Here is a 12,139-nt window from a genome sequence, read left to right as displayed (position 1 = left end):
GTACAGTCAGATTTAATCTGTATCTTATAAAGACACGGATAAGATTTAACTGTATTTTTTTGATTATAATTATATTTGCAGGAAGTAAAAAAGTAAAAATGAAAACTAAGCTTATTGCTCCTTCCCTGTTGGCCGCAGATTTCGGAAACTTACAGAGAGATATTGAAATGATAAACAATTCACAGGCCGACTGGTTCCACGTAGATGTAATGGACGGAAGGTTCGTTCCTAACATTTCATTCGGATTTCCCGTTATGAAAACTGTTCAGCAGTACGCCAAAAAATTTATAGACGTACATCTTATGATTGTGGAACCGGAAAAATATGTTGAAGAGTTTATCGATCAGGGTGCTGATCTTGTATCTGTACATTATGAAGCGTGTACCCATCTTCACAGAACCATTCATCACATTCAGAGTCTGGGCGCAAAAGCAGGTGTTGTGCTCAATCCTTCTACTCCGGTGCTTATGTTGGAAGACATTATTGCAGATGTTGATCTGGTATTACTGATGAGCGTAAATCCAGGATTTGGCGGACAAAAATTCATTGAAAATACTTATAAAAAGATTGCAGAAACAAAAGACCTCATTCTGAGTAACAATTCTACCGCTCTTATTGAAATCGATGGTGGTGTAAATATTGACAATGCTTCAAAACTTTTTGAAGCAGGAGCAGATGTTCTTGTGGCAGGGAATGCCGTTTTTTCGGCAGAAAGTCCGGAAAGAACTATAGAACTTCTAAAGATTTAATTTTTTTTTAAAAGAATATGACAAAAAGGCAGTCCTTACAGGCTGCCTTTCTTCTTTGCTGAAATCGGAGTCTTTAATGGTTATTAATTTTAAGACTTTTTTACTATGTAACTCCCTATTGAATTATGATGTAAAATTCGTGAAAAATTATGAAGAAGCCATCCGTATAAATACGTAATTTACCATTGCGTATTTATACTTAATTTCTTTTACTGATCATGGTTTGAAGCTGATTATCAGACCCCCTGCTTTTAGAACAAAAAAATCCGGAGAACAACATTCTCCGGATTCTTATTTCAAGTAATTTCTTTTAATTAAAAAATCTCTCTTCCTGAAAAGTGAAATCTTGCCTCGATAAGAGCATTCTCGTCAGAATCTGAGCCGTGTACCGCATTTTCTCCGATGCTTCTTGCAAACATTTTTCTGATCGTACCTTCTGCAGCTTCAGCAGGATTGGTAGCGCCGATTAATGTTCTGAAATCTTCTACGGCATTTTCTTTCTCAAGAACTGCAGCAACGATTGGTCCTGAGCTCATGAATTCAACCAATTCTCCATAGAATGGTCTTTCAGCATGTACTTCATAGAATTTTTTAGCATCAGCTACGGTAAGCTGTGTAAGTTTTAAAGCTTTAATTTTGAAACCTCCTTCAGCAATTTTACCCAATATAGCACCGATATGTCCGTCTGCAACAGCATCAGGCTTAATCATGGTGAATGTAATGTTAGACATATATGTATATTTTTTTAATGGCGCAAAAATACAAAAAAAATTCGTTAGTTAAATTTTAAACAAATTTTAACATTAAAATAACATTTGTTAAGAAATCGTAAACAAAACTTTGGCACAGTAATTGTTTCTTATATTCCGATTCTCATGTTTAATTTGAGTTTTCATGGTTATTAGTTTTTACCCAGCTTCGGCTGGGTTTTTTATTGACCGTACTTTCACGAGATTCTTATCATAAAAAATCATGAATAAATCACAAACGATACATAACCAGATCTTTATTGCTTCATTTTGAATCAATAACCGGCAAATATCAATTATTTTTAAAATTAAAATGAATTATTTCTGAACTGCTTCTTCTGCTTCTTCCATGAGTTTAATATAAGTCGCATATCTCGAATGCTGAATTTCTCCTGTTTCGAGACCGTCAATTACGGCACATTTTGGCTCATTGATATGAAGACAGTTGTGAAACTTGCACTGCTCCCTTTTTTTGAAAATTTCAGGAAAGTAATGCTGTACCTCCTCTTTTTCGATGTCGATCATGGCAAATTCGCGGACACCCGGTGTATCGATCACATTTCCGCCAAAATCCCAAAAATGCATTTGCGCAAAGGTAGTGGTGTGTTTTCCTTTAAGATGGGTATCAGATATTTCTGATGTTTTTAAATTAAGTCCTGGCTGTAAGGCATTAACCAAAGTAGATTTTCCACAGCCGGAATGACCGAAGAATACAGAAGTCTTGTCTTGTAGTATTTCCTGCAGCTGATCGAGATTCAATCTGGAATACGATGAGATCTCAAGCGTTTCATACCCGATTTCATTATACAGGAATTCCACATCTTTCACAATTTCGATCTCTTCCTCATGAAGAACATCAATTTTATTAAATAGAATGAGCGGCGTAATATTATAAGCTTCGCAGCAGGCAAGGAACCTGTCCAGAAATCCCAGAGAGGTTTCCGGGTGTTTTAAAGTAAAAATAAAACAGGCCAGATCAATATTGGAAGCAATAATATGAGCTTCTTTTGAAAGGTTGACGGATTTTCTGATCAGGTAATTTCTGCGGGATTCAATCTTTGTGATCCATGCAATATCATCCTGCTCCAGCTGAAATTCCACAAAATCTCCAACAGCCAGCGGATTGGTAAGCCTGGTTTTTATAAGCTTAAATTTACCGCGGATTCTTGCTTCGAAGATTCTGCCGGTTTCCATTTCCAGAACCTGATACCAGCTTCCTGTAGATTTAATGATTTTTCCTTTCATATTATAACTTAATGCAAATATATGAAATTAGGGCTAAGAATTAAGGCTAATGTTTTGCAACATCACCTGAATTCCCAGCCCCTGAATCACTAAATATATATGTGTAAATGACTACCTGTCAATCATGATACTATTCTGAACCTCTATTGATTCTTCATGGATGGTTTTAAATACTTTTTCAATAAATTCTTTAGACATACCAGTTTCAACAGCTTTTTGAGTTGCATATTCCGTAATGACTTTCCAACGCTCCGGCTGGAAAATAGCAATGTCGTTTTCTTTTTTCAGTTTTCCTATTTTCTCTGAAATTTTCATTCTCTGGGAAAGCAGTTCAATCAATTGAAAATCGATATCGGAAATTAAGGTTCTGTGTCTTCCCATTTCCCCTTCAAAACCTGCAAGGTCCGTACTTCTTACTTTGAGATTACCGATAAGTTCTGCCAAAACTTCCGGTGTAATCTGCTGTGCTGCATCACTCCATGCTTCGTCCGGGTGAGCGTGAGTTTCAATAATAGCACCCTGATAGCCTACGTTAAGCGCTTCCTGGGTAATATCTGCTAGACCGGTCCTGTTTCCGCAAATGTGTGAAGGATCGATCAACATTGGAATATCCGGAAACTGGCTTTTAAAGTCCAAAGCAATCTGCCAGTTGGGATTGTTTCTGTATTTTGTTTTTTGGTAGGTTGAAAATCCTCTGTGAATAACCCCAAGGTTTTTAATATCCTGGCCTAAAAGTCTTTCCAAGGCGCCTATCCACAGGGCAAGATCAGGATTTACAGGATTTTTGACAAGAACCGTTTTCTCTGTTCCTTTCAGTGCCATTGCAATTTCCTGTACCGTGAAAGGGTTTACGGTAGAACGTGCTCCAATCCATAAAATATCCACATCAGCTTCAAGAGCAGCAAAAACATGGTGTGCATTGGCCACTTCAGTAGCTGTTTTAAATCCGTATTCTTCTTTTACTTTTTTAAGCCAGTTGAGCCCTATTACTCCTACACCTTCAAATCCGTTCGGTTTTGTTCGGGGTTTCCATATTCCTGCACGAAAAATAGGCACATTAGCTTGTGTCTCTCTGATTCTTCTTGCGGTCTCCAGCATCTGGGATTCGCTTTCCGCACTGCATGGCCCTGCAATCATTAAAGGCTGCGAGAAATCATTAATCCAGTCGTTCTTTAATTCTTTTAAATTCATTATTCTTATTTATTTTATCCTTTTTGTTGATATATAGCCATAGCAATTGCATTATAAATTTACTTTATAATTCTTTCTAAAAAACGCCGTTAAAAAATTTAATGGGACCAGGAAATCAGGCTATCGTACTCCTGTTATTTTTTGGAAAGAAATTCAGCTAGCAATACCAATAGTAAAATCGATATTTTTTCTCTGAATTTCTGTAATAAGATGGGGAAAAGCAGAAATGACCGCTAAAAAAAATAGCGGGCATGAGAACAGATAGAAATGGTTTTACTGTATTTTCCAATGCTGATCGTTTATTTGTAAGCTTTTCTGCAATCTTGCTTTTGTTGAAAAATTATTTTCAGGTCAAATATTTGACAAATATATAAAATTTATTTAAATAGGATACTTGAAATTATAAAATCTACATAATTAGGTAAGGTCAAATCTCATGAGGTCGTCAAGATCTTTGAGCAGAGGATTTTTCTGAGCGAATTTTTCAAAGATTTTCCTTTTGGTCATTACTTCTATTTTCAGGTTTTCAACATCACGCTGGTAAATGATTTCAATGGAAAAGTTATGAACCTTTGTTTTAAAATGATTAAAAAACTCCCTGCTTACCTTATCAAATTCCACCTTTGCAGAATCGGATGGAAATAAAACGGTAATCTGATTTTCGCCTGATTTTATTAGCTTGAATGATTTGATGGCATTGAATACAAATGTATCTTTCTTCTGTAATTGTTTCAGCAATAAGTTCCATTCTGCCTGCAGATCTGTTTCTGTAAAATGGTTTTGTGGAAGGGTTTCCGTCTTTACGACAACGGTTTCTTCTTCTTCAGTTTTGTCTTCCTTGTTTAAAAGAGCATTAATGCTGAATCCTGAAGCAATTACCTGTTTTGTTAAAGGCTTTGTAGTTTTCTTTATTTCAGTTTCCTGGGGCTTAATAATATCCTGAACCTGAGCAGGCTCTTCCTTTTTCTCAATGATTTTGGCAGGAGTTTTTATTTCCTGCTTTTCATTGAGAAAAGGTGCTAATATTATAAACTTTTTTTTTTTGAAATATCCACGCCGGCAGTAATGGAAGCCAATTGCATGAGGGCAATTTCTACCGTAAGCCTAGGGTTTTTGGAATTTTTGTAATTGATATCTGCGTGATTGCAGATTTCTATCGCATCAATAAGCTGTTGTGCATTCCAGTTTTGAGCCTGCTGTACAAACTTTGTTTTCGTCTGTTCGCCAACTTCAATAAGGTCGATGGTAGAAGCATTCTGGGCCATCATAAGATCTCTGAAATGATTTCCAAGTCCTGCAATAAAGATATGCGGATCAAATCCTTTTTTTACGATCTCATTAAATGCAGAAAGTACTTCAGGAATTTTACCGTCTTTAGCCAGATCAACGATTTTAAGATATTGATCGTAATCCAGGATATTCAGTACTTCGGCAGCTTTTGCCAAAGTGATATTTTTCTGTGAAAAAGTGGAAAGTCTGTCAAAAATAGAAAGTGCATCTCTCAGTGCGCCATCCGCTTTCTGGGCAATAAGATAAAGCGCATCATCCTCGTATTGAATATTCTCTTTTTGAGCGATATTTCTGAGATGCCCCTGGATGTCTTCAATAGTAATTCTTTTGAAATCATAAATCTGACATCGTGATAAAATTGTAGGAATAATCTTATGCTTTTCGGTTGTTGCCAGGATAAAGATGGCGTGAGCCGGTGGTTCTTCAAGGGTTTTAAGGAAAGCATTGAAAGCTGCAGAAGACAGCATATGCACCTCGTCGATAATGTATACTTTGTATTTGCCAACCTGAGGTGCAAAACGTACCTGATCTATCAGTTCCCTGATATCATCTACCGAGTTGTTTGAGGCAGCATCGAGCTCATAGATATTATAAGCAAAGCCGTCATCTGAAACAGAACCATCTTTTTCGTTGATTTTTCTTGCCAGAATTCTCGCGCAGGTCGTTTTTCCTACCCCTCTTGGTCCACAGAATAATAAAGCCTGAGCAAGCTGATTTTCTCCGATTGCATGTTCTAAAGTATCCGTAATATGAGATTGCCCGACAACAGTATCAAATTGTTGTGGGCGATATTTTCGTGCAGATACGATAAAATTTTCCATTGGCCAAAAGTAAGAAATATAGTTGTAATTTGAAAATTTTCAATTTCAAGTTATCCACAAAAACTTATTATTGGTCAATGGGAAATTTTTTCTCATCATTATTTTTCATCGTACGCGAAATCAATGATTTCGGCAATTGCTTTTTCGATTTCTTTTCTTCCTTCTTCAGACTTCAGATCGATACCACAAAACATACTGGCATTATGTGCTGTGTAAAGATTTAGATAATATGCTCCTGATACCAGAAGGGCTGCAATGGCACGGTATCTTGTCGACTTTTCCTTAAAATACGGATCTACAATATTTTTAAAAAGCATTTCTCCCATCTCTTCTCTTTCGTCTGCTATCTTCTTAAGGATAGGCTTGCTTTCCGAAAGTCCCCAAAGGATAATTTTCTGAAGCTCTTTGTTCTTCTTGATATGCTCATATTGGTTGAGAATAGCCATTTTGGAAAGTTCTCTTCCTCCGTCTGATATGTCAACTTCAATATTATCCTGGTTCATCTTGCTCCAGTAATCCTGGGTTCTGATATATTCGTCAATCAGTTTTTCGGTACTCCCAAAATACTCATAAATCAATTTTTTATCAAAACCTGCTACAGCAGCTATTTTACTTACTTTTAATCCTGAATATCCTTTTGTTCTTAAAATTTTTCCGACTGCCCCGAGCAGTTTTTGTTTTGTCTTTTCTTTATCCCTAATAGGGCCTTGTACAACTTTTCTTGCCATTTGTTATTATTTTTTCGCAATATGCAATTTTTTATTGATATCCTCAAATGCATTGAGTGTTTTATCAAGATGTTCGCGTTCATGTGTTGCCGTCATACTCATCCTTATCCGTGCATCTTTTCTTGCAACAGCAGGATAAATAATAGGGTTTGTATAAATCCCTCGATCCAGCAGCATTTTACCGACATCTCCAGTAATATGAGGATCGCCTATTTTCACAGGTATAACTGCCGAACATGTAGTTCCCGTATCCAATCCCAAATCGTCCAGCCCTTTTTTAAAATAATTGATATTTTCCCAAAGTTTTGCACGCCAATGCGGTTCTTCATCTATTAATTCTATAGCTTTAATAATTCCTGTTGCCGTTCCGGGAGGTGTTGTTGCAGAGAATATCTGCTGACGGGACTGGAATCTTATAAAATTGGCCAGTGTTTTATTGGTGATAACATATCCTCCAAGATTGCCGAATGTTTTACTGAATGTTCCTGTAATGATGTCGATCTTATCAAGCAGCCCCGTATTTTCAATTGTCCCTCTTCCTGTTTCTCCCAAAATCCCTACACCATGCACGTCATCAATCATCAGATAGGCATTATATTTTTTTACTAATTTATAAATTTCTTCAATAGGTGCAATGTCTCCATCCTGAGAATAGACACCATCAATGACCACCAATTTTGTACGAAACTGATTTTCAGATTTTTTCAAAATCTGCTCGAGGGCATCCATATTATTGTGAGGGAACGTTTTTCTGTTGGTAAGAATACATCCTTCATAAACACTGGCGTGGACTGCCATATCCAGAATAGCGATATCTTCTTTCTGGAGCAGAATCTGTAAAGTTGCACTGTTTGTTGTATATCCTGTGGTAAATATTACTGCTTCGTCCCGTGTTCTTCCAAAAAATGAGGATATTTTTTCTTCCAAATCATTATGATACGAATAGTAGCCTCCGATAAGCGGTGTCGCTGCAGTACCGGTGCCATATTTTTCTATGCCTTCAATAGCTGCCTGTTTTACTTTGGGATGCTGGGTGAATCCTAAATAGTCACTGGTGACAAAACTTACGAATTCTTTTGTTACTTCTTCCGCGCCTACACTCATAACAGAGCTACATCCTGTATTATTCTGCAGTCTGTAGCGGTGTCCGTTTTTTTTCATGTACTCTAGAAAGTCATAATAAATGTCTGCCCGTTCCATCATATTCATGCCCGGGATATTTTCAAAATCTTTGAAAGTCGCTGTTAAAAAATTAATGTTCATCCTTGTAATGTTAGTAGTTGTTATAACAAATATAACATTAATTTAAAAAAAAATCTTTATTTCATCGGGAAATTTTAACTCCAATAAAAAATTTCTATTAAAAAATCATAATAACAGTGTTTATCTTCAAGAGATACCCATAAATACAATGAAAAAGACAAAAATCACAATACCATTATTTTTATTTAATACACTGATTTTAAGTGTTTTAAATTTTATCAGATGATTTAATAATGCTTTCATTAAAGGCGCTTACAGAATTTTTCACATTGAGTTTTTCAAGAATATTCTGCCGGTGCCTGTTGACTGTGTTGGCGCTTATTGAGAGAATCCCTGCAATTTCTTTACTTGTAAATCCTTCGCCAACATATTTGAGAACCTCCATTTCGCGTTGCGAAAGAATATTATTATAATTCATTTTGTCTTCTATTGTTATTTCCCCTTTTACAGAATTGATGATGAAAAATGAAGATGATGAGAGGTGCTGCTGATCAAAATCAATATTGTAAAGGCAAAGAGCGAATCGCAGCATTCCATTAAATGGTGAGAAAAAGTAAAACATTCTATGGGTAACGAATTTATATGTATCGTTTTTATCTCTCATTCTGAGTCTGGAAAATACACTGAAATCCGAACGGTGATCAGGTTCCATTGACTCTGAAAATGTAAAGAATCTAAGTTCATGAACATATTTTTTAAGCTTATCATCAGGATGAATTTTTTTAAGTATCTCTTCTTCCCAGATAGAATCTATAATTGTAGGATATTGTGGAAAATTGAGACCCAGCTCCAGCGCTGTTCCTGAACTGAAGATATAGCTTTTATTGAGCTGCATATCACTGAGTACTGCAACTGACTTTTCGGTTTTGGTATAGGCTTCAGCAATAGCTTTATATATTTCAGGATCCATCAAACATTGTTTACCGCTGTTTTGTTTTTGAAGCAAAACCTGATTAAGTTTTTTTACAATCTCCATAAAATGGTTATTTTTCAGTATTGAGCACAATACCTTTAAATGATAATTTTGCTAAATTAATAATAATTACAGCTACGGAAATTATCCTAAAGAGAATGAAGAGAATATTTTTAAGTTTTTTTGTATTGTGCGCAATGAATAAAGCGGTTGCCCAGACACTGGAGAAGATGATATGGTTCAATGAACCTGCGAAATGGGAAATTAAGAATAATATGCTGAATATGTCTGTGACGCCGCAAAGCGATTACTGGAGGATTTCACATTACGGTTTTACCGTTGATGATGCACCCTTTTTATACACTATTTACGGAGGAGAGTTTGAAGCGAAAGTAAAAATAAAAGGAAATTACAAAGCCAGATTCGACCAGGCAGGACTCATGTTGAGAGTTGATAAGGAAAATTATATTAAAGCAGGAATTGAATATGTAGACGGAAAATATAATCTGAGTACCGTAGTAACACATACCACCAGCGACTGGAGTGTAATAACACTTGATAAAATACCTTCGGAGGTTTGGATAAAAGCCGTAAGAAGGCTTGACGCCGTTGAAATATTCTACTCTTTTGATGATAAAAACTATATCATGATGCGTAATGCCCACCTTCAGGATAATTCTCCTGTAATGGTGGGACTTATGGCAGCCTGTCCGGACGGAAACGGATTTAATGCTGTTTTTGAAAATTTCAGTGTTAAACATTTACCCGATCAGCGACGTCTTCAATGGCTGGAAAACAACAAATAGATTGAGTACACTCAATACATAGTCAATTTTATTCTAACCTCTCCTGATCAGAGAGGTTTTTTATTTCTAATATTTAGCTATTCATGAAGATAAATACCACAAAGTTGTATTTATAATGTTAATTGTTACAATTTTGAGTGGATTTCTTACAAATATTTAATATTTTTAAAAATAAAATACTTTTTGGTTAGATATTTGAATATGAAATTTTAACCAAGAACTATCTTACCATTACACACCAACATTAAAAATTAACATGATGTCAACTCACTTTACCTATCCGAAAGACGGCCTTATCAAGGTGCTGTGGAAGTCTTTTTCCATTCCCGTCAATTGATTTTTTATAATCAGACCTTAAGTGTTTTGAACTATTTTTAAACCATTAACACCTTTAACGAAATGATTTTTGAAGATGAACATTCTGTAATGCAGGATAATCACAATCTTTCCTTTGTGAAAAACGTTGTAAACTTCCACGGTGACAAATCTTTTATTCTTAATTCTTTGCAGAAGATAAAGAACAATACCTTATGTAAAATAAAAAGAAGAACTATTAATAAACTTATTAAAGATTATACCCGCCATCTTAATTATATTGAGAATGAAGATATCAATTCCAAACCCGGCAATTATGAACTTTCTCCGGTATATGCAAGACAATCGTACAATAAAGTACTTAAAGAAGATGAGTACCTGCAAAAAGTTTTGATGTTTTTAATGAATCAATAAAATCCTTTCCTCCTCCAGATCTATTTTCATGAGGTGCTTCCTGATAAGATCTTCATCAAAATATTGCTTTTCATCATGATTCTGCTCAATAAGCCATGCTCTTTGGGCATCAAGAAGTTTCAGATAAGCATTTTTGGTCTCGGAGGAAAGTTTAATATCCGATTCTTTTTCAATTTTACCTTTCCACTTTTCATGAACCTGCTGCAGGAATACACTTTTATCAAGCAGCTCGGTATAATTATCACTTAAATGCTGAACAGTCAGTTTAGCCAGTTCCCGCCGGATCATATCTTCTGCTTCTTCATCAGGAAGATGGTCGTCATATTCAGGAAGATCAACTTTTCTGATAATAAGCGGTAACGTAAGACCCTGAACAACCAAGGTAGTAAGAATAACAATGAATGTAATAAAGAGAATGAGATTTCTCTGAGGAAAATCCGGCCCGCCTTCATATAACTTTACAGGAATAGAAAGAGCTGCTGCTAAAGATACCACTCCTCTCATCCCCGTCCATCCCAAAATAGCAGGAACTTTAAAACCCGGATTCCTGTCATCGGCAACAGTAATAAAATTTCTTGCAATGAGAGTTACCACTACAGCCCCGTAGGCAGATAAAAGCCTTACGAGAACAAGAACAGCCGTAACCAGCAAGCCGTATCCGATAGCTGATGAAATACTGACACCTTCCAGTCCGGAGACAATCTCGGGAAGATCCAGGCCTATTAAAATGAAAACAATTCCGTTTAAAGCGAAAGCGAGACTTTCCCAAACATTGATGCCGCGAAGCCGTGAGGAAGTACTAAGAAACCGGTGACGGTTATTTGATAATAAAAGTCCGCCGCTCACTACCGCCAATACACCGGAACTATGAACTTCCTCGGCAGCAATGTACATTAGATAAGGTGCTACGATGGTAAGAATAGTATCCATATTGGCATCCGTAGGAAGAAATTTATGACCTTTCATAAACAGCCATCCGATTAATATCCCAATACCGATTCCTCCAATCAGCATCCACAAAAAGCTGAGTGCGGCTTCGTGCCAGATGAACTGACCGGTTGCAACAGCAATCATGGCGAAACGAAAAATGATCAGTGAGGAAGCATCATTCAAAAGACTTTCGCCCTCAAGGATTGAAGACATTCTATTTGGAACCTTCACAAATTTAAGGATCGCACCTGCGCTCACCGCGTCCGGCGGCGAGACGATTCCGCCCAATAAAAAGCCTAGAGCGAGAGAAAACCCAGGAATAAAATGATTGGCTACAAAAGCTACTGTAGTTGCAGTAAGAAAAACCACAAGAAATGCAAAACTTCCTACAATTCTGCGCCACTTCCACAGTTCTTTCCAGGAAATTGCCCATGCCGCCTCATACAGTAAAGGCGGAAGAAAAATGATGAATATAAGTTCGGGATCAATTTTTATAACAGGAATATTTGGTATGGAGCTTATAATAAGGCCTGCTATGACAAGCAGAACAGGATAGGCTACCTTGATTTTATTAGCCAGCATTATTAGAAGGACAATAATAATAATCAGTACCAGATAAAATGGAAAGTTTTGTATCATTCAACGATTTTAAGAAATAAATTTACTGATTTCCTGTAAAAATTTGCATTAAGAAAAATATAAATATGCGAAGAGCTTTATATATC

General features: G+C 36.3%; 12 protein-coding genes. 3 read left to right on the top strand and 9 right to left on the bottom strand.

Going from position 1 to position 12,139, the window contains the following annotated elements; genetic code table 11:
* Window positions 1-98: 98 nt before the first annotated feature.
* Window positions 99-749, top strand: coding sequence for a ribulose-phosphate 3-epimerase (gene rpe / locus HHL20_RS07195; RefSeq protein WP_169230479.1), 651 nt, complete (start codon window positions 99-101; stop codon window positions 747-749).
* 314 nt (window positions 750-1,063) lie between these two features.
* Here rpe and HHL20_RS07190 read toward each other — a convergent pair whose 3' ends face one another.
* The 8 genes from HHL20_RS07190 to HHL20_RS07155 form a co-directional block, all read right to left on the bottom strand.
* Window positions 1,064-1,480, bottom strand: coding sequence for a nucleoside-diphosphate kinase (locus HHL20_RS07190; protein ID WP_169230478.1), 417 nt, complete (start codon window positions 1,478-1,480; stop codon window positions 1,064-1,066).
* A gap of 336 nt (window positions 1,481-1,816) precedes the next feature.
* A complete protein-coding gene (gene rsgA / locus HHL20_RS07185; RefSeq protein WP_169230477.1) occupies window positions 1,817-2,743 on the bottom strand; it encodes a ribosome small subunit-dependent GTPase A in 927 nt (308 codons plus the stop codon).
* Window positions 2,744-2,854: 111 nt separating this feature from the next.
* Window positions 2,855-3,934, bottom strand: coding sequence for a chorismate mutase (locus HHL20_RS07180; RefSeq protein ID WP_169230476.1), 1,080 nt, complete (start codon window positions 3,932-3,934; stop codon window positions 2,855-2,857).
* 417 nt (window positions 3,935-4,351) lie between these two features.
* On the bottom strand, window positions 4,352-4,672 hold the full coding sequence (locus tag HHL20_RS07175; RefSeq protein ID WP_169230475.1) for a hypothetical protein: 321 nt from the start codon (window positions 4,670-4,672) through the stop codon (window positions 4,352-4,354).
* Between the two features lie 287 nt (window positions 4,673-4,959).
* Window positions 4,960-6,045 (bottom strand): DNA polymerase III subunit gamma/tau, encoded by a 1,086-nt coding sequence (gene dnaX / locus HHL20_RS07170; protein WP_169230474.1) that lies wholly within the window; start codon window positions 6,043-6,045, stop codon window positions 4,960-4,962.
* A 98-nt stretch (window positions 6,046-6,143) separates the two neighbouring features.
* Entirely contained in the window at window positions 6,144-6,773 is a 630-nt protein-coding gene (locus HHL20_RS07165; protein ID WP_169230473.1) for a TetR/AcrR family transcriptional regulator, read from the bottom strand.
* A 6-nt stretch (window positions 6,774-6,779) separates the two neighbouring features.
* Window positions 6,780-8,036: an aminotransferase class I/II-fold pyridoxal phosphate-dependent enzyme gene (locus tag HHL20_RS07160; protein WP_169230472.1), complete on the bottom strand. Its 1,257-nt coding sequence runs from the start codon at window positions 8,034-8,036 to the stop codon at window positions 6,780-6,782.
* A gap of 208 nt (window positions 8,037-8,244) precedes the next feature.
* Window positions 8,245-9,012 carry a response regulator transcription factor gene (locus tag HHL20_RS07155; RefSeq protein WP_169230471.1) on the bottom strand — a complete coding sequence of 256 codons (768 nt, stop codon included), beginning with the start codon at window positions 9,010-9,012 and terminating at the stop codon, window positions 8,245-8,247.
* 95 nt (window positions 9,013-9,107) lie between these two features.
* On the opposite strand from HHL20_RS07155, the gene HHL20_RS07150 reads away from it, so the two are divergent.
* Together HHL20_RS07150 and HHL20_RS07145 are read left to right on the top strand one after the other, a co-directional pair.
* A complete protein-coding gene (locus HHL20_RS07150) occupies window positions 9,108-9,755 on the top strand; it encodes a DUF1349 domain-containing protein (protein WP_169230470.1) in 648 nt (215 codons plus the stop codon).
* Window positions 9,756-10,154: 399 nt separating this feature from the next.
* The gene (locus HHL20_RS07145) at window positions 10,155-10,484 is read left to right on the top strand and encodes a hypothetical protein (RefSeq protein WP_169230469.1); all 330 of its coding nucleotides are present in this window, start codon (window positions 10,155-10,157) and stop codon (window positions 10,482-10,484) included.
* Here the strand turns inward: HHL20_RS07145 and HHL20_RS07140 are convergent.
* A complete protein-coding gene (locus tag HHL20_RS07140; RefSeq protein WP_169230468.1) occupies window positions 10,470-12,053 on the bottom strand; it encodes a Na+/H+ antiporter in 1,584 nt (527 codons plus the stop codon). The two genes, HHL20_RS07145 and HHL20_RS07140, sit on opposite strands and share 15 nt — an antisense overlap.
* Window positions 12,054-12,139: the final 86 nt, after the last annotated feature.

This window comes from Chryseobacterium cheonjiense, assembly GCF_012927265.1.
GTDB lineage: Bacteria > Bacteroidota > Bacteroidia > Flavobacteriales > Weeksellaceae > Chryseobacterium > Chryseobacterium cheonjiense.
Note: the sequence above shows the minus strand (reverse complement) of the source record. Positions and strands in the feature narration are given on the sequence as shown.